The 26,195-nt window shown below is 40.6% G+C and carries 29 protein-coding genes and 1 rRNA gene; 29 read left to right on the forward strand and 1 reads right to left on the reverse strand.

Translation table 11 applies throughout. The features are described from left to right. The 12 genes from rrf to rsmI form a co-directional block, all read left to right on the forward strand. Positions 1 to 72 (forward strand): 5S ribosomal RNA (gene rrf / locus ACYP5M_RS25795); the annotation flags it as partial. 210 nt (positions 73 to 282) lie between these two features. Then, positions 283 to 501, forward strand: a complete 219-nt coding sequence (locus ACYP5M_RS25800; RefSeq protein ID WP_101225890.1) for a sigma factor G inhibitor Gin — start codon at positions 283 to 285, stop codon at positions 499 to 501. A gap of 225 nt (positions 502 to 726) precedes the next feature. Next, positions 727 to 2,184, forward strand: coding sequence for an aminotransferase class I/II-fold pyridoxal phosphate-dependent enzyme (locus ACYP5M_RS25805; protein ID WP_459735697.1), 1,458 nt, complete (start codon positions 727 to 729; stop codon positions 2,182 to 2,184). 39 nt (positions 2,185 to 2,223) lie between these two features. Further along, on the forward strand, positions 2,224 to 2,865 hold the full coding sequence (tmk, locus tag ACYP5M_RS25810) for a dTMP kinase (protein ID WP_230178754.1): 642 nt from the start codon (positions 2,224 to 2,226) through the stop codon (positions 2,863 to 2,865). Between the two features lie 101 nt (positions 2,866 to 2,966). Then, positions 2,967 to 3,296 (forward strand): cyclic-di-AMP receptor, encoded by a 330-nt coding sequence (locus tag ACYP5M_RS25815; protein ID WP_034316369.1) that lies wholly within the window; start codon positions 2,967 to 2,969, stop codon positions 3,294 to 3,296. A gap of 24 nt (positions 3,297 to 3,320) precedes the next feature. Further along, positions 3,321 to 3,761: a YaaR family protein gene (locus tag ACYP5M_RS25820; protein ID WP_434168238.1), complete on the forward strand. Its 441-nt coding sequence runs from the start codon at positions 3,321 to 3,323 to the stop codon at positions 3,759 to 3,761. A 14-nt stretch (positions 3,762 to 3,775) separates the two neighbouring features. Further along, positions 3,776 to 4,774 (forward strand): DNA polymerase III subunit delta', encoded by a 999-nt coding sequence (gene holB, locus ACYP5M_RS25825; protein WP_101225933.1) that lies wholly within the window; start codon positions 3,776 to 3,778, stop codon positions 4,772 to 4,774. A 1-nt stretch (position 4,775) separates the two neighbouring features. Then, the gene (locus ACYP5M_RS25830) at positions 4,776 to 5,606 is read left to right on the forward strand and encodes a PSP1 domain-containing protein (protein WP_101225894.1); all 831 of its coding nucleotides are present in this window, start codon (positions 4,776 to 4,778) and stop codon (positions 5,604 to 5,606) included. A 50-nt stretch (positions 5,607 to 5,656) separates the two neighbouring features. Further along, positions 5,657 to 5,995 carry a DNA replication initiation control protein YabA gene (gene yabA, locus ACYP5M_RS25835; protein WP_397315131.1) on the forward strand — a complete coding sequence of 113 codons (339 nt, stop codon included), beginning with the start codon at positions 5,657 to 5,659 and terminating at the stop codon, positions 5,993 to 5,995. A 178-nt stretch (positions 5,996 to 6,173) separates the two neighbouring features. Then, complete coding sequence (locus tag ACYP5M_RS25840) at positions 6,174 to 6,917, forward strand: tRNA1(Val) (adenine(37)-N6)-methyltransferase (protein ID WP_101225896.1); 744 nt, start codon at positions 6,174 to 6,176, stop codon at positions 6,915 to 6,917. Further along, positions 6,904 to 7,164, forward strand: a complete 261-nt coding sequence (locus tag ACYP5M_RS25845) for a GIY-YIG nuclease family protein (RefSeq protein WP_101225897.1) — start codon at positions 6,904 to 6,906, stop codon at positions 7,162 to 7,164. The genes ACYP5M_RS25840 and ACYP5M_RS25845 overlap by 14 nt, the downstream gene beginning before the upstream one ends. A 1-nt stretch (position 7,165) precedes the next feature. After that, the gene (gene rsmI / locus ACYP5M_RS25850) at positions 7,166 to 8,050 is read left to right on the forward strand and encodes a 16S rRNA (cytidine(1402)-2'-O)-methyltransferase (protein WP_459735698.1); all 885 of its coding nucleotides are present in this window, start codon (positions 7,166 to 7,168) and stop codon (positions 8,048 to 8,050) included. A 47-nt stretch (positions 8,051 to 8,097) separates the two neighbouring features. Here the strand turns inward: rsmI and ACYP5M_RS25855 are convergent, their stop codons facing one another. Beyond that, entirely contained in the window at positions 8,098 to 8,382 is a 285-nt protein-coding gene (locus ACYP5M_RS25855) for an AbrB/MazE/SpoVT family DNA-binding domain-containing protein (RefSeq protein ID WP_048689982.1), read from the reverse strand. A 610-nt stretch (positions 8,383 to 8,992) separates the two neighbouring features. On the opposite strand from ACYP5M_RS25855, the gene metG reads away from it, so the two are divergent. The 17 genes from metG to ssuC all read left to right on the forward strand — a co-directional run bounded on the left by metG (position 8,993) and on the right by ssuC (position 26,184). Next, positions 8,993 to 10,954 (forward strand): methionine--tRNA ligase, encoded by a 1,962-nt coding sequence (gene metG, locus ACYP5M_RS25860; protein WP_101225899.1) that lies wholly within the window; start codon positions 8,993 to 8,995, stop codon positions 10,952 to 10,954. A 207-nt stretch (positions 10,955 to 11,161) separates the two neighbouring features. Next, positions 11,162 to 11,929 (forward strand): TatD family hydrolase, encoded by a 768-nt coding sequence (locus tag ACYP5M_RS25865; RefSeq protein WP_459735699.1) that lies wholly within the window; start codon positions 11,162 to 11,164, stop codon positions 11,927 to 11,929. 279 nt (positions 11,930 to 12,208) lie between these two features. Next, complete coding sequence (locus ACYP5M_RS25870) at positions 12,209 to 13,363, forward strand: ubiquitin-like domain-containing protein (protein WP_434168240.1); 1,155 nt, start codon at positions 12,209 to 12,211, stop codon at positions 13,361 to 13,363. Positions 13,364 to 13,615: 252 nt separating this feature from the next. Further along, positions 13,616 to 14,179: a ribonuclease M5 gene (gene rnmV, locus ACYP5M_RS25875; RefSeq protein WP_137019647.1), complete on the forward strand. Its 564-nt coding sequence runs from the start codon at positions 13,616 to 13,618 to the stop codon at positions 14,177 to 14,179. After that, positions 14,172 to 15,050 (forward strand): 16S rRNA (adenine(1518)-N(6)/adenine(1519)-N(6))-dimethyltransferase RsmA, encoded by an 879-nt coding sequence (rsmA, locus tag ACYP5M_RS25880; RefSeq protein WP_101225903.1) that lies wholly within the window; start codon positions 14,172 to 14,174, stop codon positions 15,048 to 15,050. The genes rnmV and rsmA overlap by 8 nt, the downstream gene beginning before the upstream one ends. A 202-nt stretch (positions 15,051 to 15,252) precedes the next feature. After that, complete coding sequence (yabG, locus tag ACYP5M_RS25885) at positions 15,253 to 16,131, forward strand: sporulation peptidase YabG (protein ID WP_459735700.1); 879 nt, start codon at positions 15,253 to 15,255, stop codon at positions 16,129 to 16,131. Between the two features lie 313 nt (positions 16,132 to 16,444). Next, positions 16,445 to 16,696, forward strand: coding sequence for a biofilm formation stimulator Veg (gene veg, locus ACYP5M_RS25890; protein WP_061440325.1), 252 nt, complete (start codon positions 16,445 to 16,447; stop codon positions 16,694 to 16,696). Positions 16,697 to 16,847: 151 nt separating this feature from the next. Next, the gene (locus ACYP5M_RS25895; RefSeq protein WP_101225905.1) at positions 16,848 to 17,024 is read left to right on the forward strand and encodes a small, acid-soluble spore protein, alpha/beta type; all 177 of its coding nucleotides are present in this window, start codon (positions 16,848 to 16,850) and stop codon (positions 17,022 to 17,024) included. 322 nt (positions 17,025 to 17,346) lie between these two features. After that, a complete protein-coding gene (gene ispE / locus ACYP5M_RS25900; protein WP_101225906.1) occupies positions 17,347 to 18,216 on the forward strand; it encodes a 4-(cytidine 5'-diphospho)-2-C-methyl-D-erythritol kinase in 870 nt (289 codons plus the stop codon). 61 nt (positions 18,217 to 18,277) lie between these two features. Beyond that, a complete protein-coding gene (purR, locus tag ACYP5M_RS25905; RefSeq protein ID WP_076372944.1) occupies positions 18,278 to 19,102 on the forward strand; it encodes a pur operon repressor in 825 nt (274 codons plus the stop codon). 13 nt (positions 19,103 to 19,115) lie between these two features. Then, positions 19,116 to 19,490 carry a RidA family protein gene (locus ACYP5M_RS25910; RefSeq protein ID WP_101225908.1) on the forward strand — a complete coding sequence of 125 codons (375 nt, stop codon included), beginning with the start codon at positions 19,116 to 19,118 and terminating at the stop codon, positions 19,488 to 19,490. 192 nt (positions 19,491 to 19,682) lie between these two features. Beyond that, entirely contained in the window at positions 19,683 to 19,979 is a 297-nt protein-coding gene (spoVG, locus tag ACYP5M_RS25915; RefSeq protein WP_034316332.1) for a septation regulator SpoVG, read from the forward strand. Positions 19,980 to 20,615: 636 nt separating this feature from the next. Then, on the forward strand, positions 20,616 to 21,989 hold the full coding sequence (gene glmU, locus ACYP5M_RS25920; protein WP_459735701.1) for a bifunctional UDP-N-acetylglucosamine diphosphorylase/glucosamine-1-phosphate N-acetyltransferase GlmU: 1,374 nt from the start codon (positions 20,616 to 20,618) through the stop codon (positions 21,987 to 21,989). 15 nt (positions 21,990 to 22,004) lie between these two features. Beyond that, positions 22,005 to 22,958 (forward strand): ribose-phosphate diphosphokinase, encoded by a 954-nt coding sequence (locus tag ACYP5M_RS25925; protein ID WP_057276495.1) that lies wholly within the window; start codon positions 22,005 to 22,007, stop codon positions 22,956 to 22,958. A 312-nt stretch (positions 22,959 to 23,270) separates the two neighbouring features. Then, the gene (locus ACYP5M_RS25930; RefSeq protein WP_101225910.1) at positions 23,271 to 24,251 is read left to right on the forward strand and encodes a sulfonate ABC transporter substrate-binding protein; all 981 of its coding nucleotides are present in this window, start codon (positions 23,271 to 23,273) and stop codon (positions 24,249 to 24,251) included. A gap of 12 nt (positions 24,252 to 24,263) precedes the next feature. Further along, entirely contained in the window at positions 24,264 to 25,436 is a 1,173-nt protein-coding gene (gene ssuD / locus ACYP5M_RS25935; protein ID WP_427575512.1) for an FMNH2-dependent alkanesulfonate monooxygenase, read from the forward strand. Next, the gene (gene ssuC / locus ACYP5M_RS25940; RefSeq protein ID WP_230178759.1) at positions 25,402 to 26,184 is read left to right on the forward strand and encodes an aliphatic sulfonate ABC transporter permease SsuC; all 783 of its coding nucleotides are present in this window, start codon (positions 25,402 to 25,404) and stop codon (positions 26,182 to 26,184) included. The genes ssuD and ssuC overlap by 35 nt, the downstream gene beginning before the upstream one ends. Positions 26,185 to 26,195: the final 11 nt, after the last annotated feature.

Here is a 26,195-nt window from a genome sequence, read left to right on the forward strand (position 1 = left end):
CACGGCAGTTAAGCTCTTCAGCGCCGATGGTAGTTGGGGGTTTCCCCCTGTGAGAGTAGGACGCCGCCAAGCCATTTCAAAAGATCAGCCATCCGGCTGGTCTTTTTTTTGCATAATGCTAAGAAAAATCATTGGATATAAAGGGATTATCAATTATGGAAACTTTTATAAAGACATACACGTAATGAAATTCTTCATCATACATTGTAAAAAGCATCCCCGGTTCTCTTAAACTATTTAAATTAATGTATGCGAACAATGGTTTTTGGGGAGAATGCAGGTATGGAGGTGGAGATGTTGGGGACAACAACAACCAAAACAACGGCAGGGGAAACATGCGCGGTTTGTGAAGAAATAAAAGGGATGGGTATACATCTATATACGACTTTTATTTGCGAGGAATGCGAAAGGGATATGATCGGGACGGATACGAACGACCCCAAGTACCAATATTACTTAAAGAAATTAAGAAAAATCACTAATCCTGAAATATTATCATGAAAAAATAGTTTGTGGAAAGTTAAAGAGTCAGAGAAAAAAGAAATGGTGTGTTTCTTTAGTCTCTGATTCTTTTTTTGGTACTTTAGAAGAATGCTTGCCAACACGCTTCAAGCTGCAACCAGACTGTTCGGGGATACATAATCGCCTTCCTATTGTCGTAATATGAGATAAAATTGAACTTATTTGATAAAATGAAAAAATACTAAGACGTGAGGGAAGAGAAAAATGAATCAATCTCAGACACCATTGTTCGATGCAATGAGTGCATTTCAAAAAAAAAGCCCAATATCCCTGCATGTCCCAGGACATAAAAATGGATGGGTGTTTAGTAAAAAGGGCCAAGCTTTATATAACTCCCTGCTTGGTATTGATGCCACGGAGTTAAGTGGTTTAGATGACCTGCATGCTCCAGAGGGCGCCATTTTAAAGTCCGAGCAACTACTCGCTGACCTATATGGGGTAAAGCGGAGTTATTTTCTCGTTAATGGGTCAACCGTAGGCAACATTGCCATGATTCTTGCTACCTGCAGGGAAGGCGATAAGGTCCTTGTCCAAAGAAACTGCCATAAATCAATTTTACATGGCTTGATGTTAGCGAATGTACAACCGATCTTTTTACAACCGGTTTATTATGAGAAATGGGGCATTGCTGGCGGTGTAAGTTCAAAATTAATTGAAGAAGCCTTGAGTGTACATCCAGCTGTAAAAGCGATCATTGTTACCTATCCTAATTATTATGGTCTTGGTGAAGAAGACTTGACGGAAATGGTAAGACTCGCACATCAAAAGGGGATTCCGGTGCTGGTGGACGAGGCACATGGCGCTCATTTTCAGTTAGGAAGCCCGTTTCCAAAGCCGGCCATATTGGCAGGGGCAGATGCCGTTGTCCATTCTGCGCATAAAACACTGCCGGCCATGACGATGGGGTCATTTCTTCATGTGAATACATCCTTAGTTGATGTCGATCAAGTAGCCTTCTATTTACAAATGCTTCAGTCGAGCAGTCCATCTTACCCGATTATGGGATCGCTCGACTTGGCCAGGGCCTACTTAGCCGCTTTTACATCAGAAGATAAAAGTTCCCTTATCGAAAAGATATTAGATTTCAGAAGCGAATTAGGTGCCCTGGATACAGTAAGGGTGCTGGAGGCGCCACTAGGCATCGCGGCGGACCCGTTGAAAGTGGTCATTCAATCAACAAATGGTTTAAGCGGGTTTGAGTTACAGCAGCTATGTGAAGCCGAAGGCATTTTTACGGAATTGGCTGATCGTGATAATTTATTACTGATTTTACCCTTATTAAAAATGGATGCCGAATTTCCTTTTCATGAAATCGTTCAAACTATAAAAAGTGCCACTGAAGGCAGAATTGGATTCAAGGAAGAGAATCTTGGGGAAAGCTTGCCTGAACGAAGGTCAATGACAGGACTTGAAATGCCATACTCCGTCATGAAACATAGTAAATCAAAACCTGTCGCATTACACAAAGCAGTGGGTGAGGTATCTGCCGAGATGGTCATTCCTTATCCACCAGGCATCCCTTTGATTATGTCCGGGGAAATGATTACTCCTGAACATATATCCATTTTGAGAAGCCTGCTAGAACTGGGATCAAGGTTTCATGGCGGTTCCTCCCTTTCAAACGGAGAATTGATCGTTTATGAAAGCGGGCAGACTGGTTAAAATGTTATACTACAAACAAAGAACCTTGGAGGTACATCGATGAAACGTGGTATTTTTATAACAATGGAAGGGCCTGAGGGTGCCGGGAAAACAACAATTACCCAAATGCTTGGCAAGGCTCTGCAACAAGAAGGCTACCAAGTACTATTAACGCGTGAGCCAGGTGGAGTACCCATTTCGGAACAAATTAGGGAAGTGATCCTTAATAAAGATAATACAGCCATGGACGCGAGAACAGAGGCTTTATTATACGCAGCAGCAAGGCGTCAGCATTTAGTGGAAGTGGTCATTCCTGAGTTGGAACGAGGGGGAATTGTCCTCTGTGACAGATTTATAGACAGCTCGTTAGCCTATCAGGGCCATGCAAGGGGTTTGGATATAGAAGAAGTTTACAATATCAATAAATTCGCAATTGGAGATATGATGCCAGATGCCACGCTCTTTTTTGATATCGACCCAGAAGAGGGATTGAGACGTATCCAGTCCAATGGGGAAAGGGAAGTGAACCGGCTGGATCTTGAAGCCCTCGACTTCCATAAAAAAGTTTGTGAGGGGTATCAATTCATTATAAATAGATGGAAAGACCGTTTCATCATCGTGGATGCAGGCCGGACAATAGATGAAGTACTTGAAGAAACGAAAGCCAGCTTGTTGGATTTTTTAGCAAAAACGGGAAACTGAATATATAGGTTTCCATATTATTCAACCAATACTATTCCAGGCAAGGACTAGTTGATATAATGGAGTTAGTAAAAATTCAGAGTAACCGGAGGATGATGAGAATGAAAATGATCATTGCTGTCGTTCAAGACAAGGATAGTCATCGCCTGCTGAATCAATTAGTGGAAAATAATTTCGGAACGACCAAGCTAGCCAGCACTGGCGGGTTTTTAAAATCAGGTAATACGACTTTTATGATTGGCACAGAGGATGAACGCGTTGACCAAGCCATTCAGATAATCAAACAGAATTGTCAGTCACGATCTCAATTAGTATCACCGGTTTCACCGATGGGTGGGAATGCCGAGTCCTATGTACCTTACCCAGTGGAGATTCAAGTAGGCGGTGCGACCATTTTTGTTCTGCCGGTTGAAAACTTTTTACAATTTTAACGGTTAGTTACAGGGAGGTTCATTATGAAAATCAACCATGATATCCCTATTAAGCTTGATAAATCGCGTCAGGATGCCAAACAGTTCCAAACTGGGAATGGAAGATTTCAACAAATGGTTCAGACACAGGATCAAAAGATGCAAATCCAAACATTAAACCGTTTGATAGGCGATATTGAAGGTGCGGGTCAGCGTTTAGTAAGGTCACGTACTTTTAGGGAATTGGCAAAATATAAAGCATTGGTGAAACGGTTTGTTAAAGAAGCGGTTGAATATGGACTGGAACTGAAACAATCTACGAGCTGGAACGAATATGGACAAAGCCGGCCGTTGAAAACCGTGGAAACGATAGATGCAAGATTAGTTGAGTTAAGCGAGGAAATTCTTAATAAAGAGAAAAGCTCGCTTGAAATATTGGAAATGATTGGCGATATTAAAGGTTTGCTGATTAATTTATATACTTAAGTGAGTTGATGGTTTTGGATAAAACATGGCAGGACATGAGTGAAATTCAGCCGCAGGTAATGACGATGCTGCAAAATAGCATAACGAAGAACAGGGTGGCTCATGCGTATTTATTTGAAGGGGAAAAAGGGACAGGTAAGCAAGAGATAAGCATTGCCTTTGCCAAAAGCTTACTATGTGAAGCCCCGACAGCAGGTTATGAGCCATGCGAACTTTGTCGGAATTGCAAACGGATTTCAAGTGGGAATCATCCTGATGTCCATTTGATAGAAAAAGACGGTCTCTCAATAAAGAAAGAACAAATCAAGGGGCTGCAGGAAGAGTTTTCGAAAAAAAGCGTAGAGGCAGATCGAAAGGTTTATATGATTGCCGATGCGGACAAAATGTCGGTGGGGGCAGCCAACAGTCTATTGAAATTTTTAGAAGAACCTTCGGCTGATACTGTAGCAATATTGATGACCGAACAGCTTCAGAGGATTCTACCGACTATATTATCTAGGTGCCAAGTGATTTCATTCAAACCATTATCTCCGGAGAATGTGAGACGGAAGCTGATAGAACAGGAGTTAGAACCACAGCTGGCCTCGGTCATCGCACACATAACACAGAATCTGGAAGCTGGAATCGAGCTTAGCCATGATGAATGGTTTGTACAAGCTCAAAAAATAGTGGTAAAATTATATGAAGTGTTAAAAATCAATTCCTTGAAGGCATTGCTGTACCTTCAGACGGATTGGTCCACACACTTTAAAGAAAGAGAACAGGTTGACAGAGGTCTTGATTTGTTACTTCTTATATATAAGGATTTATTATACATTCAGTTGGACAAAAAGGACTTCGTTGTATTCCAAAATAAACTGAAGGAATTTGAAACTCACGCTCTTCATCTTTCCCCAAGACGCCTTGCTGAACATATGGGTTGCATTTTGGAAGCAAAAAGGAAGCTGATGTCCAACACGAATCCACAGCTGTTGATGGAACAGCTTGTGCTGAATTTGCAGGAGGGATCATGATTTGTATGATGTTGTAGGTGTCCGTTTTAAAAAGGCGGGCAAAATATACTACTTCGATCCGGGTGAATTCACTATTCCTAAGGACGATTTTGTAATAGTGGAGACTGTCCGCGGTGTTGAATTCGGTAGAGTCGTTACAGCCCGTAAACAAGTAGATGAAAACGATGTTGTCCTGCCATTGAAAAAAGTACTTAGGGTCGCTGATGCAAAAGATAAGCTGATTGTAGACGAGAACAAGGCGGCTGCAGAAGAGGCTTACTCTATATGTTGTCAAAAGGTTGTGGAGCATAAACTGGATATGAAGCTGGTTGATGTGTCATATACTTTCGACAGAAATAAAGTCGTGTTTTATTTTACAGCGGATGGTCGCGTGGATTTCCGTGATTTAGTCAAAGATTTAGCTGCCATATTCAGAACTCGCATAGAACTGCGCCAAATTGGGGTTAGGGATGAGGCAAAGATGCTTGGTGGCATCGGACCTTGTGGCAGAATGCTTTGTTGCTCCACATTTCTTGGGGATTTTGAACCGGTTTCCATCAAAATGGCGAAGGATCAGAATTTATCATTAAATCCTACAAAAATCTCAGGTTTATGCGGTCGATTGATGTGCTGTCTGAAATATGAAAATGATGAGTATGAAAGTGCGAAGGAAATGCTTCCTGATTTAGGTGAAATGATTAATACGCCTGGTGGCAAAGGCAAGGTAGTGGGGCTTAATATTCTAGAACGCGTACTTCAGATTGAACTAATCGAGCAAGAAAGAGTATTAGAGTATACTCTAGATGAGATTCTTAAAGAGGGAGCCGTTTCTATTCAAGCCACAGATTATTAAGGTGGTGGGAGAGCGTGGATAAGAAAGATATTTTTGAGTCGGTGACCAATATGGAAACCCAGATAGGCCAATTATATAAGCAGCTTGGAGAATTGAAGCAGAACTTAGCTGAAATCCTTGAGGAAAATCAGTCGATCAAGCTGGAGAACGAGCATTTGCGCCATCGGTTGGGCCTTGTGGAAGTCGAAACTGCTCCTGCTGCAGTAAAGGTCAAACAAAAAGTGAAAAACCGTACTGCAAGTGCGGACAAGGTTATGGATATCGGGGAAGGCTATGATAATTTAGCCCGTATCTATCAAGAAGGCTTTCACATTTGCAATCTGCATTTTGGCAGTTTAAGAAAAGAAGGAGATTGCTTGTTCTGTTTATCTTTTTTAAACAAGAAGTGATAATGGAATAATATAAAAGATGTTCCATCTCTTTTACGTGATAGATAGACCGTTTACAATATATAGTGATTCGGGGTCTGACGCATACTATGAGTCAGGCCCCTTTTTGTACGATAGTTATGTCGAAGCATGTACCCTATACATGCTTTTTCCATACATGATTAGGAGGGTAACAGCAATGGTGGAACTTAAAGGAGATGAGCGCCTGGATTATCTATTGGCTGAGAAATTAAGGATCATCCAGAGCCCGTCGGTGTTCTCTTTTTCATTAGATGCCGTTTTATTATCAAGGTTCGTAAATGTCCCGATCCAAAAAGGGAAAATCGTAGATCTTTGCTCAGGGAATGGGGTCATACCTTTGCTGCTGAGTACAAGAACGAAAGGGCAAATTACCGGTGTTGAAATTCAAGAGCGGTTATATGATATGGCCCAGAGGAGCATGGACTATAATGGCGTATCCTCGCAGATCGAGATGATTCATGGGGATATAAAGGAAATACCAAAACAGATAGGGTATAGCAAATATGATGTAGTTACTTGCAATCCACCCTATTTCCCGACGCCATCTATCGAGGAAATTAACAAAAATGAGCATTTTGCAATTGCCCGACATGAATTAATGTGTAATCTAGAGGACGTCATGCGTGTTTCAAGTCAGTTGTTGCGTCAAGGTGGGAAAGCGGCATTCGTTCATAGACCTGGCCGTCTGATGGATATCCTCCATTTCATGAGGATGTACAGAATTGAACCGAAGCGACTGCAATTCGTTTATCCAAAGAGTTCAAAAGAAGCGAATACGATTCTTATTGAAGGGATAAAGGACGGCAACCCTGATTTGAAGATTCTTCCTCCGCTTGTTGTATATAATGATCAAAATGAGTATAATCCGGAAATCAGAAGGATTTTATATGGAGAGGAATAAGCATTATTTTTATGTTTTAAAATGCAGGGACGGAAGCTATTATGCTGGGTATACCAATAATTTGGACCGCAGGATTGATGCTCATAATCAAGGCAGGGGTGCAAAGTATACACGTGGCCGGACCCCGGTTGAACTGATTTATCATGAAATATTCGAAACACAGACATTGGCCATGCAGGCTGAATATAAATTCAAGCAATTAACCAGAAAACAAAAGCAAAAGTGGATGGCAAAGGAGGATACATGATATGTGGCAGCAAAAGAGTTTTGAAAAAGAAGGATTGGAGCCAGCTCTATATCTGGTTCCTACACCGATAGGAAACCTTGAGGATATGAGTTTCCGGGCTTTAAGAATCTTAAAGGAAGCGGATGTCATTGCTGCTGAGGACACGCGAAATACAAAGAAATTATGCAACTACTTTGAAATTTCGACACCTATCGTCAGTTACCATGAACATAATAAGGAATATAGCGGAAAGCAGATGCTTGAGAGGCTTCGGTCTGGAGAGGTCATTGCATTGGTAAGTGATGCGGGCTTGCCGACGATATCCGATCCGGGATATGAACTGGTCAAAGAAGCCATTGCCGAACAGTTTAAAGTCATCCCGTTGCCTGGGGCAAATGCTGCATTAACTGCATTGATCGCATCTGGACTGATTCCGCAGCCCTTTTACTTTTATGGCTTTCTACAGCGGGGAGCAAAAGAAAAAAAGCAGGAGCTGGAAAAATTAAAAAAATTGGAATCGACTTGGATCGTTTATGAATCGCCACATCGATTGAAAGATACATTGAAACATATGCATGAAATTTTAGGTGACCGTCGTATAGTATTATGCCGTGAATTGACCAAGAAATTTGAAGAGTTCATTCGAGGGACTGTGAGTGAAGCATTGACATGGGCGACGGAATCCGAAATTCGCGGAGAGTTCTGTTTAATAATAGAAGGAGGGAAATGGTCGGAGGAGGAACCTGAAGAAGCTTGGTGGATGGTCCTTGACATCGTCGGTCATGTTAATCATTATATGGAAACCAAGCAATTCACTTCAAAGGACGCAATCAAGCAGGTCGCAAAAGATCGCAATATGCAAAAACGGGATGTATATCAAGCGTATCATATTGATATACAAGAATAATAAACATAAAAAAAACTTCCGAAGGTCGGAAGTTTTTTTTATATCATTTATTTAGAAGCAGTGAAGTTTTGTTGAATTTCTTGAATAAGTAATTCTGCACCTTCACGGCTAAGGATCAATTTACCATTAGCAAGTGTAAGGTTGTTATCGGAAACTTCACCTGTAACTTGGCAAGTCATGTTTGGTTTGTATTTTTTCAAGATGATGCGCTCATCATCAACATAGATTTCAAGAGCGTCTTTCTCAGCGATACCCAATGTACGACGAAGTTCGATTGGAATAACTACCCGGCCTAACTCATCAACTTTACGAACAATACCTGTAGATTTCATTTTTATAATTTCTCCTCTCAGTTACAATCTAGTACCCTATTTTCTATTTTTTTCGCCATTATTCGACAAATTTTTTTATAAATTTATAATACCAGCCATTCCCAAATTCGTCAATGATTTATTTTCATTTTTTTGTAAGAAATAGCATGGCTCATTTCGTGTAACAAAAAGGCTTTTAAAGAGAAAAAATCGGTTATGCCTTTAAAAGTAAAGAAATAGCTAGACTACAAGGAACCCCTCACTTCACCAGATTTCGACAAAAGTGTGCATATAAAACATACTTCATCATTATATGTTTAATATAATTTAGTTTCAAAACAAAAGTTCTGAATTAAGGATAATTTTCTGAAAAACTTTACGAATATGTGAGTTGTTGCACAAAAAAAGAAATTTAGGTATATTTTGTTGAGGTAAGAGGTAATGCTGTCATAAGGGTAGTCACGTCCAGATCACTTATTTTTAAATATAATTTTTTAATTCTATTAACACGATGATTAGATTAGTGATTATTGTCGCATATAGCGTTAAAATAGAGATAATAACTTAAATATATTCTTATGGCTTGGGTCAATCCTTTAGCCGGTTTTTCAAAAGATGAGGAGGGAACGTAGTGCAAGATAAATTAAAAACATTCTATATCACGACACCCATATATTATCCGAGTGGTAATTTACATATAGGGCACGCGTATACGACAGTTGCAGGGGATGCCATGGCTCGTTATAAAAGGATGCGTGGCTTCGATGTCATGTATTTAACAGGAACTGATGAACATGGTCAAAAAATCCAGCGTAAAGCGGCTGAGGAAGGAATCACTCCACAGCAATATGTAGATAATATCGTATCAGGGATTAAAGAGCTCTGGGAAAAGCTTGATATTTCATATGATGATTTCATCAGGACGACGGAAGATCGCCATAAAGAGGTTGTAGCCAAGATATTCAAAAGGCTATTGGACCAGGGTGATATATATTTGGACCAATATGAAGGGCTGTATTGTACACCTTGCGAATCTTTCTTCACGGAACGTCAGGTGGAAGAAAGCAATGGAAACTGTCCTGATTGCGGCAGGCCTGTTGAGAAGGTGAAAGAGGAATCTTACTTCTTTAAGATGAGTAAATATGCGGATCGGTTACTGGAGTTTTATGAGGAAAATCCGGATTTCATTCAACCGGAATCCCGCAAAAATGAAATGATCAATAACTTCATCAAGCCTGGATTGGAAGATCTGGCCGTTTCACGTACTACTTTCGATTGGGGCATCAAGGTGCCGGGAGATCCAAAGCATGTTATTTATGTCTGGATAGATGCTTTGACCAATTATATAACGGCATTAGGGTACGGAACGGATAATGATTCTAAATACTTGAATTATTGGCCGGCCGATGTACATCTGGTCGGAAAGGAAATTGTGCGTTTCCATACGATCTATTGGCCGATCATGTTAATGGCTCTTGATGTGCCGCTTCCAAAGAAAGTCTTTGCCCACGGATGGCTTCTCATGAAAGATGGTAAAATGTCCAAATCAAAAGGAAATGTAGTGGATCCCGTTACATTGATTGATCGTTACGGTTTGGATTCTTTACGCTACTATTTATTGCGTGAAGTTCCATTTGGTTCCGATGGAGTATTTACACCGGAAGGGTTTGTTGAACGGATCAATTTTGACCTGGCAAATGATTTAGGGAATTTATTAAACCGAACAGTTGCAATGGTCAATAAGTATTTTGATGGTGTAATTCCAAATTACGATGGATCCAATGGTGAATTCGAAAAGGCTTTGCTTGAAATGAACCAAGAAACGGTAGGCAAGTATGAGGAAGCAATGGAAAACATGGAATTTTCAGTTGCACTAACATCCATTTGGCAATTAGTGAGCAGAACTAACAAATTCATCGATGAAACCCAGCCATGGACTCTTGCTAAAGATGAATCAAGGAAAGCGGACCTTGCTAGTGTCATGGTTCATTTGGCGGAATCATTACGCAGGACGGCAATCCTTTTGAAACCGTTCTTGACGCAAACACCGGAAAAAATCTTTGCTCAGCTTAGCATCAAAGATGATGTGTTGAAATCCTGGGACAGTTTAGCGGAGTTCGGTCAAATTCCTGCTGAAACAAAAGTTTTGAAGGGAGATCCGATCTTCCCTCGTTTGGATATGGAAGAGGAAGTTTTATATATTAAAGAACAAATGCAGGGCGATGCACCTAAGGCCGAGGAAAAAGTGGAAGTGGAGATTCCCGAGGTTGATGAAATCACTATTGATGACTTTACAAAAGTGGAGCTTCGTGTTGCTCAGGTCATGGAAGTTGAACCAGTAAAGAAGGCGGATAAGCTTCTTAAACTTCAGCTTGATTTGGGCTATGAGAAACGGCAAGTCGTTTCAGGCATTGCACAGCATTATAAACCCGAAGATTTAGTGGGCAAAAAGGTGATATGCGTAACGAATTTGAAACCTGTTAAACTTCGTGGCGAGCTATCGCAAGGAATGATTTTGGCGGGAAGCCAAGATGGTGTACTCTCAGTCGCTACAATAGATTCATCGATTCCAAATGGTTCAAAGGTGAAATAAACCGATGAAAACATAAAGGTGTTTCATATGAAACATTTTTATGTTTTTTTCTTTATGCTTTTGGAAAAAGTACATGATTATAGGTTTGTTTTTTTGGTTTACAGTTACCTGTTGGCATATAGGCCCTCTGTAATCTTTTTGTTACCTAAATGTGAAACATAAAACTTTCTTTTTTTTATAAAATAGTGCTAGAGAGGAAGAAGAATAATGTTATTTGATACACATGTACATGTTAATGCGGAACAATTCAACGAGGATCTCGAAGAAGTAATAGAAAGAGCTAAGGAAGCAGGAGTCAATAATATGGTTGTCGTTGGTTTTGACCGGCCTACTATTATAAGGGCAATGGAATTGATAGAAGCTTATGATTTCATGTATGCCGCAATCGGCTGGCATCCTGTCGATGCTATAGATATGACAGAAGAGGACTTACAATGGATCGAGGAATTATCCAACCATCCAAAGGTTGTGGCCATTGGTGAGATGGGCCTGGATTATCATTGGGATAAATCACCGAAAGATGTTCAAATGGAGGTATTCAGGAAGCAAATCCGTCTGGCAAAAAAGGTTGGGCTGCCCATTATCATCCATAATCGGGAAGCGACCGCGGATATCGTGAACATACTCAAGGAAGAAGAGGCATCAAGGGTTGGAGGCATCATGCATTGCTTTAGCGGAAGTGCGGAAACGGCTTTGGAATGCATTAATATGAATTTTTATATTTCATTGGGTGGCCCTGTGACCTTCAAGAATGCAAAAAAACCAAAGGAAGTGGCAGCGGCCGTACCTTTAGACCGTTTACTGATAGAGACCGATTGTCCATATTTGGCTCCCCATCCTTATAGGGGGAAGCGTAATGAACCTTCGTATGTGAAGCTTGTTGCTGAACAAATTGCAGAAATCAAACAACTTACAATCGAGGAAGTTTCCCAGGTGACAACAGAAAATGCCAAGAAATTATTCGGCATTAACTGACATTTTATTTTACAATATCTCCCGGGGTTCGCTAGCTAAAATCGTATTATTTTAAAGTTTCTACAAATCTCGCTCCAACTATAGGCTTATTATGTCGAGAAGTCACCCTTTCCTTTTCAATATGGAATATGCATAATAGGTAGTAATTTCCTGAATGAGAAGTGAATGGGTTGACAGCTTGATAACTAAGTCTATATAATCACCGGGAGGAAGGAGGAGTTTTTCATTCTATTAAAAACTATGAAAAACCTTATTCCCAAACCTTTTGGGAAGAAGAGAATGGCAATTGCCATTTGCAGTGCTATTCTTGTTTCTACAGCATTGGGAATACTAATATATCAAGGTACAAAGGATACAGTAACAATCATGTTAGACGGAAAAAAAGAGGTAGTGCGTACACACGCGGCTACTGTAAATGATATGTTGGAAGATTTAGAGATTACCGTTCAAGCCGCAGACTATGTCCATCCATCAAGAGCCACGAAGGTTGATGATGATTTAGAGGTGGTTTGGAAGCCTGCACAAAAAATCGTCATGGTACAGGATGGTAAGACGGAGGAAGTCTGGTCCACTGCCGAAACGGTAGATGATCTTTTAAAAGATCAAGATCTTAGTGTGAAGGAACAGGATAAGATCACCCCTTCAAAAAATACGAAGCTGAAAGCGAATATGGAAGTTGCCATAGACAAAGCCTTTTCACTGAAATTAGTGGTAGGTGGAAACGAAAAGCAGGTATGGTCAACTTCGACTACTGTCGCTGACTTTTTAAAGCAACAAGGAGTAAAACTCAATGATTTGGATCGAGTTGAGCCAGAATTAACCGAAAAAGTTGAAGCTGAGAATACGGTAAACGTAGTTCGAATTGAAAAAGTCACCGATGTAGTGGAAGAACCAGTTGACTTTGCTGTCATAACAAAAAAAGATGACTCTTTATCAAAAGGGAAAGAGAAAATTGTCAAAGAAGGAAAAGACGGACTCATTTCCAAGAAATATGAAGTTGTTAAGGAAAATGGCAAAGAGGTCAAAAGAGAATTACTTTCAGAAAGAGTAGTTAATAAAAAGCAGGATAAAGTTGTAACGGTCGGAACTCGAACGACAGTTGCCCAGGCATCACGCGGAGTAACTAACGTTAGTTCTTCAAGTGGAAAAGAAATATACGTATCATCAACAGCTTATACTGCCAGTTGTAAGGGCTGTTCCGGTGTCACGTCTACAGGCGTAGATCTTAAGAGTAATCCGGGTGCAAAGATCATTGCTGTCGATCCAAGCGTGATTCCTTTGGGGTCGAAAGTATATGTAGATGGATACGGCTATGCTGTAGCTGCTGACAAAGGCGGAGCAATAAAGGGAAATAGGATTGATGTCTTCTTTTCCTCGAAAAATGATGCCTATCGTTGGGGTGTAAAGAGAGTAAAGGTTCGTGTATTGGACTAATAAGGTTTCTCTCGCAGGAGATGAATTCGTCTCCTGTTTTTTGCGTTTTATTTTCCACTTGTTGAAAAACCCTATGTAAAACTGTTTTAATAAGATAGACGTCTCACTATTCCATAAGATTTCAATTTATGTGTGTAAACTTTCATAAATGATCTTGACTGGATTCTCTATCCAGAAAAATTTTACGGGGGACCGGTTACGTTTATCCAAGAGCTAATCAAAGCGCTTGCGCTTTTCTGTATGGAGGAAACCATGAAGAAGATTAAAGAGATTATTGTTGTAGAAGGAAAAGACGATACGGTAGCGATAAAAAGGGCTGTTAATGCTGATACAATAGAAACCAATGGTTCCGCGGTGAATGAGTCCTGTATCGAGCAGGTGAGGCTTGCACAAAAGACGCGTGGAGCCATCATTTTCACGGACCCTGATTTTCCTGGTCAAAAAATAAGGAACATCATTTCAGAACAAGTAAAAGGGTGTAAACACGCCTTTTTAACGAAGGAGGAAGCCCTTCCTAAGTCAGGTAGAGGAATTGGTGTGGAACATGCTTCTCCTGAGGCGATTCGTAATGCTTTAAAGGATGCCCAGTTAATGGATGAAGAGGCTTCAGAAGAGATTTCACAGCAGGATTTAATAGATGCAGGTTTAATCGGCGGGTCCGGTGCCAAGGAACGAAGGGAAAAACTTGGATCTATTTTAAAAATCGGGTTTACCAATGGTAAACAGTTATATAAGAGACTTAAAATGTTCCAAATATCAACTGATGCTTTTGAGAAAGCGATGGTACAGATAATTCAGGAGGAAAATAATGAATAAGGATATTGCAACCCCTGTCAGAACGAAAGAAATATTAAAGAAATACGGATTCTCCTTTAAAAAGAGCTTAGGACAAAACTTTTTAATCGATACGAATATCTTGAAACGTATTGTCGAACATGCCAATTTGACAGAGGAAAGCGGCGCCATCGAAATTGGGCCGGGAATCGGGGCATTGACGGAACAACTAGCGAAAAGCAGCAAAAAGGTTGCGGCCTTTGAGATTGATCAGCGTCTACTGCCCATCTTATCGGATACACTGTCTCCCTATAACAATGTAAACATCATTCACGGGGATGTTCTCAAGGCAGATGTCAAGAAGGTAATCGAGGAGGAATTCGCTGGCTTCTCGGACCTGATGGTTGTTGCAAATCTGCCATACTATGTCACGACGCCGATCATTTTAAAGCTATTGTCCGAGGACCTGCCCATTAGAGGCATCGTGTGCATGCTGCAAAAGGAAGTGGCTGATCGAATTGCCGCAAAACCTGGGACAAAGGAATATGGTTCTTTATCCATTGCGATTCAATATTATACCGAAGCCGAAACAGTGATGATCGTACCCAAAACGGTATTCATGCCTCAGCCTAATGTTGATTCAGCCGTAATCCGCCTTACCTTGCGCGATAAGCCAATCGTTGAGGTCCTGGATGAGGATTTCTTCTTCACTGTGACCCGGGCGAGCTTTGCACAGCGCCGGAAAACGATATTAAATAACCTCATCAGTCAGCTGCCGGATGGTAAGTCGAAAAAAGAGCTCATACTTGCCGCTCTCGAAGCCGCAGAAGTTGATCCTTCCAGACGAGGAGAAACACTGAGCATCAAAGAATTTGGCCGCTTAAGTGATGCGTTATTGCCGAATTTCAAATAAAGATAAGGTGAAAGATTAAAGTCGGAATGGGGTCACTCCCAGCTTCCGGCTTTTTTTATTTTAATATTGGCATACCATGATGGAACCGTACCCAAAAATGTAATCAATCCCAACCTTTCACCATTCAAGAATGGTTCGCATAACTTAAGAATGAAAATAAACTAGGGCGGGCTGAAAATAAGTCTTCTCATGGGGTGAGGCCATGAATATTCAAATAAACGATATTGTCGGTCGGGTTTCTTATAAATGCGACGTGTTGTTCCGGGTAATCGATATCCGTGATATTGACGGAAGGCGTGAAGCTATTCTTTATGGGGAAGATATCCGACTGATTGCAGATGCACCTTTTCAAGATTTAATGATCATTAATGATAATGAAAGAAATGATCGACAAAAATCGAATGAGGTACTTCAAGAACAATCTTACCGATTATTAACACAAGATCTAGAGCTGCAACAACAAAAAAATGGCTATCAATCGAGTAATGGTTATCGGTATAGCGGTGAATATTTTCAGATACCAGGGAGGGTCCTCCATGTTGATGGGGATGCGTCTTACTTAAGGAAATGCATGGAACTATATCAGAAATTCAGTATTCCGGTCAATGGCATCTATTGCAATGAAAAGGAAATGCCCCAAAGAATCGGGGAGTTGTTGGACCATTATCGGCCGGACATTCTTGTTGTCACCGGTCATGATGCCTATTCAAAATCAAAAGGACCGATGTCCGATATCAATGCCTACCGTCACTCAAAGGATTTTGTACAGACAGTTAGAGAAGCACGAAGGAGGGTTTCCCATTTAGACCAACTGATTATATTTGCCGGGGCTTGTCAATCGCATTTTGAATCATTGATCCAAGCGGGGGCTAATTTTGCAAGTTCTCCCTCCCGTGTTAATATACATGCTCTTGATCCGGTATATATCGTCGGAAAGATAAGCTTTACACCTTTTTCCGATCATATTCATGTTTGGGATGTCCTTCGGAATACATTAACGGGAGAGAAGGGGTTGGGGGGAATTGAGACTAAAGGGGTGTTACGGACCGGGTTGCCTTTCAAGCCATTTCAGGAAGAATGAACGAGCTGCATTTTAAAAGAATGCAGCTTGCTTTTGGTGGGGAAGAATTCGGATATCCTCACAAAAAAACGGTTTTTTTGTTTGGTAATGTCACTAAGTAATGATTTAACTACGAAAATTCGGTTTAATAATTAATGAAATAGTTCGTTTACATAATTTTTCATTTCCTAGGATATAATAAAATTGTTCGCGATTTTGCCGGATTTCAGATAAAAATATATTGACTACATTTTTAAGTGCTGATATAATTTATTATTTTGTTTGCGTATATTTGTAAATTGTGATATACTTAACTTAGTGAGGTGGACCGAAAATGCCAAAAACTCTAGCTGATATTAAAACTGCACTTGATTCAAACCTAGGTAAAAGATTGCTCTTAAAAGCAAACGGTGGAAGAAGAAAGACTGTAGAACGATTTGGAACTTTGGCGGAAACTTATCCGGCTGTTTTTGTAATTGAGCTCGACCAAGATGAAAATGCGTTTGAAAGAGTATCTTACAGCTATGCGGATGTTTTAACGGAAACCGTAGAACTAACATTTTTAAACAAACAACAAGAGATTTAACTTAGACGAGGCAGCGAACAACTATGTTTGCTGCTTTTTGTTTTGTGTAAAATATCCTGTGAGCCCCAATAAAGGCTTAAAAAGGATGTAATGAAATAGCTTATGATGCAAACACTAGGCATGTGACGGCATGTGAAAGGGGTTGCTTCGCTTGAGCAGGAAAAAAGGGATTATGTCAAATGGTCTTAAAGAGGAATTGGCTAAAGAACTTGGATTTTACGATGTTGTCCAGAAAGAAGGCTGGGGAGGAATCCGGGCCAGGGACGCAGGTAACATGGTAAAACTTGCTATCGAAAAAGCACAACGTCAATTGGTGAACAAGGAGTAAGATAAACACTTAATTGTATCATGCCGTCATGTTGAAAGTAGCCAGACTTCTTATGCGATGTATAGCTCTATTCATTTTTGCTTACATTGTAGTTAAGGAGTCTGGTTTTTTTATGTATCGGTAATTGCTATTTGGATATGTAGCAAGTCTTTTGGGATTCAGGAAGTGGCTGCTCTCCCATGTGCCTACATGTGTCTATTCCCCTCTAAAGGCCAATCTTAGCTTCATTACATTGAAATTACGATGAAAAAACCTTTAGAATATAAACAAATATGATAGAATAGGACAAGAACTTTTAAGAACGTTAAAGTAGGTGGACATATTGAAGCTTATGGAAAAAGCCCCGGCTAAGATTAATTTGGCTTTGGATGTGCTTTTCAAACGGCCTGATGGGTATCATGAGGTGGAAATGATCATGACGACAGTCGACCTTGCCGATAGAATTGAACTAAAGGAAATAAAGGGAAATCATATCCAAATTCTATCCCATAATCGATTTGTTCCGGATGATCATCGGAATTTAGCTTATCAAGCCGCATTTATTCTAAAGGAACGTTTTGGAATCAATAAAGGTGTTTCTATAACTATAGAGAAAAATATACCTGTAGCCGCAGGGCTTGCTGGTGGAAGCAGTGATGCCGCAGCTACATTGAGGGGCTTAAATAGACTGTGGAAGCTAGGTCTTTCCATGGATGAACTTGCGGAAATAGGAGCTGAAATTGGCTCCGATGTTTCATTTTGTGTATACGGAGGTACGGCATTGGCCAGAGGGCGCGGGGAAAAAATCACGCATCTTCCTGCACCGCCAAAATGCTGGGTCATCTTGGCCAAACCGACGATTGGCGTTTCGACAGCGGATATATATAAAAGGCTCCAAACTTCAAAAATGGAGCATCCGGATGTACCTGGAATGATTACGGCTATTATGGAAAACAATTATCACGATGTATGCGAGGGGTTGGGCAATGTTCTGGAACAGGTGACATTGCAGTTATACCCAGAGGTTGCGAACATTAAAGATCAAATGAAGACATTTGGAGCAGATTCGGTCTTGATGAGCGGAAGTGGTCCGACCGTTTTTGGTTTGGTGGAACATGATTCGCGCATGCAAAGAATTTATAATGGACTTCGCGGATTTTGTGATCAAGTCTATGCAGTCCGTTTACTGGGTGATCGAAACAATCTTGAATAGAAACGTACATTAGTGGTATAGTTGCTATATAATATTCGGAATTCACAAAGGGGGTGTCTCAATGAAATTTCGTCGCAGCGAGAGGCTAGTCGATATGACCAATTATTTATTAGAACATCCGGGGGAACTTGTTTCGCTGACTTATTTTGCTGAAAGGTATAGTTCGGCAAAATCCTCTATCAGTGAAGATTTGACGATCATCAAAGATACCTTTGAACAACGCGGGATAGGATCTTTAACAACCGTTCCAGGTGCGGCCGGTGGAGTGAAATATATTGTTTCCATCAAGGAAGAAGAAGCCAATGCCTTCATTGACGGATTATGCGATACGATTGCTAGTCCCGAAAGGCTACTTCCTGGCGGTTATCTATATATGACAGACATATTAGGACATCCGCAAACCGTGAATAAGGTTGGAAGGATAATCGCTTCAATGTATGCCAAGAAAAACATCTCAGTCATCATGACAATGGCAACCAAAGGGATATCATTAGCATACGCCGTGGCAAATTATTTGAATGTTCCAGTTGTCATTGTAAGTAGGAATAATAAAGTAACGGAAGGTTCAACAGTGAGCATCAATTATGTTTCAGGCTCTTCAAAGAGGATTCAGACTATGGTACTCTCTAAGAGAAGCTTGGTTGAGGGTTCGAATGTATTAATTGTAGACGATTTCATGAAGGCTGGGGGTACCGTTAATGGTATGATCAGTCTATTGGATGAATTTAAGGCAACAGTTGCCGGAATAGCGGTGCTGGTCGAATCCGAACATACGGAAGAGTGCCTTGTCGAGGATTATGTTTCTTTAATCAAGTTGACGCAGGTGGTCGAAAGAGACAAGAAAATTAATGTAAGCCGTGGGAATTATTTTACGAAAAAGGAATAGGGGGAATCATTTAATGAAAACGATACATACTGATGAAGCACCGGCAGCGATCGGACCATATTCACAAGGCGTGATCGTGGATAAGTTATTTTTCAGTTCAGGACAGATCCCACTTACTGCTTCTGGTGAGATGGTGACTGGGGATGTAAAGGAACAAACACACCAGGTCTTTAAGAACCTCCAAGCTGTATTGAAAGAAGCTGGGGCTTCATTGGAAACTGTCATTAAGGCTACAGTATTCATTAAAAGTATGGACGATTTCGGTTCGATTAATGAAGTATACGGAGAATATTTTTCTGCTCACAAACCTGCTCGCTCTTGTGTAGAGGTTGCTCGGCTTCCGAAAGACGCACTAGTGGAAATAGAAGTAGTAGCGCTCGTTAAATAAACGGGCGTTTTTTATTTTTTTAAAGGCAATTCGTAATGGGTAATTTTCCTTTAATATAAGGGTGATTTTTAGTATTTTAAAAAACTAGGCTGAATTTTCTAAAAAAATTACAGATAATAGAAGGAGTTCACGTTTTTTTGTTGAATATGTACTTTAAGTTTTAACAACAACAAAAAGGGATGGTGAGCTTAAATGGAAGTAACTGACGTAAGATTACGCCGTGTGAATACGGACGGTCGTATGAGAGCTATCGCATCAATTACACTGGATAATGAATTTGTGGTTCATGATATTCGTGTGATCGACGGAAACAATGGTTTATTTGTAGCAATGCCAAGTAAACGAACTCCAGATGGAGAATTCCGGGATATCGCTCATCCAATCAATTCCTCGACACGCGGGAAAATTCAAGAAGCTGTCTTGACAGAATATCATCGATTGGGAGAACTTGAAACTGAATTAGAGGAAGCTGGAGCAGGTGCTTCTTAAAATAACATTACTTTTAAACTTTAAAATTATAATTCGTGCATCTAGAGCCTACTTCATAAGTAGTGCTCTTTTTTATTTATTCAAAATCGGATAAGTTTAGAACTTGTCCGCTCATCATGCAGATATTTACTCTAATGAATTTATAAACCTACGTTGTTATCTTCAAAAGTTTAAGTACCCGTCCTTTTTAATTTTTAAACCTTTTTTGTCCACCCAGATATTGAAATTTCTGTAAGTGAAATTAAAGGGATGCCACTTAATCTAGCCATCTGGCTGAAGATGAAATGAATTGGTAACCTGATTTCGGAATGGGAGTTAACAAAGGGTGAAGTATGCCCAAATGGCTTGTACATAGGGTATGGCGCACCATGATAGTGTTTTGAGATAATGGGTTGGCTGGTGTTATAAAAGGCAGGGGACATTGTTTCTGTATTATGCTGTTAATGAAAATGACATCGACCATGATGTAAAATAATTCTCCAAGGTCCAATAATAACATTTAAAACCTTGTCGAAAATCGAACTTTTTTCACCTGATCGGTTGACAATTATATGTACTTTTAATTGTTACCTTGAAAAGAATCACTATTTGAGATAATATTTTTAGTGGATAAAAAGGTGAAAATGGAGGCCTGTTATGAGTAATCGCTATGCAATAATATTGGCCGCTGGGCAAGGTACTAGGATGAAATCTAAGCTTTATAAGGTTTTGCACCCTGTTTGCGGGAAACCAATGGTACAACATGTTATCGATCAAGTCAATCAACTTCAAATAGAAGAAATTGTAACAGTCATCGGCCATGGAGCTGAAAAAGTTCAAGAACAACTTGGTGATTCATGCAAGTATGCCTTACAAGAACAGCAATTAGGTACGGCACATGCTGTAATGCAAGCGGAAAGCGTTTTATCCGTAAAAAGTGGTACGACCCTTGTTATTTGCGGTGATACGCCTCTGATTAAAGCGGAAACGATGAAAGAGCTTATAGCATTGCATGAGCAAAGTCAGGCGAAAGCAACAATCTTAACAGCATATGCAGATAACCCTGCTGGCTATGGAAGGGTCCTTCGCGGTGAAGGCGGACTTGTAGAAAAAATCGTAGAGCATAAGGATGCCTCTGATGAAGAAAGATATGTTAAGGAAATAAATACCGGTACATATTGTTTCGACAATCAAGCATTGTTTAACGCGCTGAAAAAAGTTTCAAATGAAAATGTCCAGGGAGAATATTACTTACCGGATGTTATTGAAATCTTAAAACAGGAAGGCGAAGTGGTGACGGCCTTCCAATCCAGTGATTTCGAGGAAACATTGGGTGTGAATGACCGTGTGGCTTTATCACAGGCTGAGCAGGTTTTAAGAAAACGCATCAATGAAAAGCATATGAGGAATGGTGTAACGATCATCGATCCGCTTACTACGTTCATTGAAGCGGATGTACAAATCGGGCAGGATACAGTCGTTAACCCTGGGTCATTCATTAAAGGAAAAAGTATTATCGGGCAGGATTGCTTAATTGGCCCGAATACGGAAATCAGTAATTGTGAAATTGGTGATGGAACGGAAGTCCTCCAATCGGTTGTACATGAAAGCAGTATTGGAAGTTTTGTGAAAATCGGTCCATTCGCACATGTTAGACCTCAATCTGATATTAAGGATTCCGTTAAGATCGGTAATTTTGTCGAAATTAAAAAGACCGTTTTTGGCAAAGGAAGCAAGGTATCGCATTTGAGTTATATTGGTGATGCTGAGGTTGGGGAGAATGTTAATATAGGCTGCGGATCTATTACCGTGAATTACGACGGGAAAAATAAATATTTGACGAAGATTGAAGATAATGTTTTCATAGGCTGCAATTCTAATCTGGTTGCGCCTGTAACGGTAGGAGAAGGAGCATATGTAGCTGCTGGGTCAACCATCACGCAAGATGTACCGCAGGATGCCCTATCCGTTGCCCGGGCACGTCAAGTTAACAAAGAAGATTATGTCAAGAATTTGAAATTTAATAAATAACCGACGGAGGTCATCATGTCAAATCAGTATTTAGATCCTAATTTAAAAGTATTCTCTTTAAATTCAAACTTCGATTTAGCTCAGGAAATTGCTGCTGCAATCGGTGTTGAACTTGGAAAATGTAGCGTAACAAGTTTCAGTGACGGTGAAGTTCAGATTAATATTGAAGAAAGCATTCGTGGCTGTGACGTTTACGTAATACAATCAACAAGCCAACCAGTCAATGAAAATTTAATGGAACTTTTAATTATGATCGATGCTCTTAAACGTGCTTCAGCTAAAACGATCAATATTGTAATGCCATATTACGGTTATGCCCGACAAGATCGTAAAGCGCGTGCGCGTGAACCAATTACAGCTAAACTTGTCGCAAATCTTTTAGAAACGGCTGGTGCCCACCGTGTAATCACATTAGATCTTCACGCGCCACAAATTCAAGGTTTCTTCGATATTCTGATCGATCACCTTGTTGCTGTTCCGATTTTAGCTGATTTCTTCAAGGAAAAAGATTTAAGTGATATCGTCATCGTTTCCCCAGATCATGGCGGTGTAACTCGTGCCCGTAAAATGGCCGATCGCCTAAAAGCGCCGATCGCCATTATCGATAAGCGCCGTCCAAGACCGAACGTGGCTGAAGTCATGAACATCATTGGTAATATTGAAGGGAAGACAGCAATACTGATTGATGACATCATCGATACTGCAGGAACTATCACACTAGCGGCCAATGCCCTTGTGGAGAATGGCGCTAAAGCAGTTTATGCTTGTTGTACACACCCAGTCCTTTCAGGTCCTGCCATCGAAAGGATTCAAAATTCAACGATCAAGGAATTGGTCGTGACTAACTCGATTGCCCTATCTGAAGATAAGAAAATCGATAAAATTACTGGACTTTCTGTAGCACCATTGATTGCAGAGGCAATTATTCGTGTGCATGAGGAACAATCAGTCAGCACATTATTCGATTGATAACATAATAAACAAAAACACGGCGGGCCATCGGGCTCGCCGTGTTTTTGTTTAAAAGTTTCAGAAAATACTTAATTCTTAGTTGACAGATGAGAATAGTAATAATAAAATAGCTATACAAATTCAATTCATATTCATGGAATGAAAAACTGAACTAACGCAGGTACATACTGGTTAACGCCGATCGGACTACCGAAGGCTCCTTTTCACTTACCAATAAAACATTGGGCATCATTTTGCCCTATTGTCTTATCGGTGAAGGAAAGGAGCCTTTTATTTTTATATAAATAGTTTAAGAAGGGTGTGCAGAATATGAAGAAAAAACGAAAGATATGGCTCCTATCCATTTTTAGCATCTTCATGCTGATAGTGAGTGCATGTGGGCAGGAAAAGAACAGCTCCACAAGTGCTGACGCAAAAGAATCAGAGAAAACCATCCAAATCGGTTATCAAAAATTCGGGACATTAAATATTTTAAAATCAAAAGGGAATCTGGAAACACGTTTAAAAGAAGTGGGATATACCGTCGATTGGACTGAATTCCCTGCAGGACCTCAGCTGCTTGAAGCCTTGAATGTCGGCAGCATTGATTTTGGGCACACAGGGGAGGCGCCGCCGATATTTGCACAAGCAGCCAAGGCACCACTTGTCTACATTGCCAATCAACCGGCAAACCCATCAGGAGAGGCTATAGTCGTACAAAAGGATTCACCCATTAAAAATGTGAAAGAGTTAAAGGGAAAGAAGGTTGGCTTGAATAAAGGTTCAAATGTTCATTACCTATTGGTCAAAGCGTTAGAGGAAGCAGGTCTTACTCTTGATGACATTCAGCCCGTCTACTTGCCACCGGCTGATGCGAGAGCTGCTTTTGAAGGAAACCAAATCGATGCCTGGGTAATATGGGATCCATTTTTATCAGCGGCGGAATTGGAGCTTGAAACGAAAACGATCCGGGATGGAGAAGGACTGGTTGCGAATCGAGAATTCTTCTTGGCAACTGATTCATTTGCCCGGAACGAAGAGGCTTTGAAGATCATCAAAGAAGAACTGATAAAAGTTGATAAATGGATTGAAGAAAACCCAGGGGATGTCGCTGAGTTTTTATCTCCGGAAATTGGAATGAGTGTGGAGGCATTAGAAAAAACATTAAATAGAAAAGAATACGGACTTGAGGAGATTTCCAGTACGGTTTTGGATGATCAACAAAATATTGCCGATACATTTTACAATCTTAAATTAATTCCAAGCAAAATTAATGTTCTAGATGCATCTGCAGATGTTAAAAAAAATTAAGGGGGAAATAAAATGAAAGTATTTTGGTTTTTGCCATCACATGGGGAAAGTCGCTATTTAGGATCGACAAAGGGAGGGAGAGCGATTACACTTCCTTATTTAAAACAAATTGCACAGGCAGTTGATCATTTGGGATTTGAAGGGGCTTTGCTTCCAACGGGACGATCCTGTGAGGATGCTTGGGTAGTTGGTTCTTCATTGATTTCTGCAACGGAAAGAATGAAATTTTTAGTTGCTATCCGTCCAGGTTTAATGTCGCCAACCTTAGCTGCGCGTATGGCTTCAAGCTTCGACAGGTTGTCGAATGGCCGTCTTTTGATCAATGTTGTAACTGGGGGGGACCCGGTCGAATTGGCAGGTGATGGCGTATTTCTGGATCATGGGGAACGCTATGAGCAAACAAATGAATTTCTCGATATCTGGAGAAGGGAAATGTCTGGTGAGAGTGTGGAATATGAAGGGGAGCACTTAAAGGTTGAAGGTGGAAATATTCTGTTGCCACCTGTACAAAAACCGTACCCACCGCTCTATTTCGGAGGTTCATCCGATCCAGCCATCGATATATCGGGAAAGCATATTGATGTCTACTTGACTTGGGGTGAGCCGCCGGTGCAAGTGGCTGAAAAAATTGAAAAGGTACGTAAAAAGGCAGCAGAGTACGGACGTGAAGTCAGATTCGGCATTCGCATGCATGTCATCGTAAGAGAAACGGAAGAAGAAGCTTGGCAGGCAGCGGACGAACTCATTAAATATGTGGATGATGAAATGATTGAAAATTCACAAAAGATTTTTGAACGCTTTGATTCAGTGGGACAGAAGAGGATGTCGCAACTTCATAAAGGAAGCAGGGATTCACTCGAAATCAGTCCAAACTTATGGGCGGGTGTTGGTCTAGTGCGCGGGGGCGCCGGTACAGCACTAGTCGGAAGTGCTGAAAATGTTGCCGCCAGAATGAAGGAATATGAAGAAATCGGAATAGAATCCTTTGTTTTATCCGGGTACCCTCACCTGGAAGAAGCGTATAGAGTTGCTGAATTATTATTCCCTTTGCTCCCTGTTGAACAGCAGCAAGCACCCGTTTCAAAAGCTACGAGCCCATTCGGGGAAATACTGGCTAATGACCACTACCCTACAAAAGGAAGTGAAATTGATGATGCAGAAAAAGTTAAACAAAAAGTTCAATAGGTTCCACCTCATATCATGGCTTGTGCCCATTCTCCTTTTGGTAACTTGGCAGCTGCTGTCATTGTGGGGGATTTTGTCGGATCGGATATTGCCTGCCCCGACTGAAGTATTTCAAGCAGGTGTTGCTTTATTGGAGACAGGTGAACTTATTGATTATATCGGCATCAGTGCTCAGCGTGCCTTCATCGGCTTTTTAATAGGCGGTGTCATTGGTTTTGTACTGGGTTTATTAAATGGATTATCATCCATTGCAGAAACCTTATTCGATACATCGCTTCAGATGTTACGTAACATTCCGCATTTAGCTTTAATACCGCTGGTTATTCTATGGTTTGGTATAGAAGAAGAAGCGAAAATCTTCCTTGTCGCCCTAGGGGTTCTGTTTCCTATCTATTTAAATACATTTCATGGAGTGAAATCGGTGGATAAGGAATTAATCGAAGCGGCGAGGGTTTATGGGCTAAGTGGTTTTTCTTTATTCTGGAATGTGATCCTCCCTGCAGCCTTTCCATCCATTTTGGTGGGTATCCGCTTCTCCCTTGGAATCATGTGGGTCACATTAATTGTAGCAGAAACTATATCCGCCAATTCCGGAATAGGATATATGGCTATGAATGCCCGGGAATTCATGAGGATGGATATTGTTGTTCTCAGTATTCTCTTATATGCCTTATTGGGAAAAATATCGGACGTTGCGGCCAAAATAATTGAAAAAAGATGCTTAAAGTGGCATCCATCATACCAATGAGGAGGTCATTT

It is taken from the genome of Peribacillus sp. N1 (assembly GCF_054600815.1).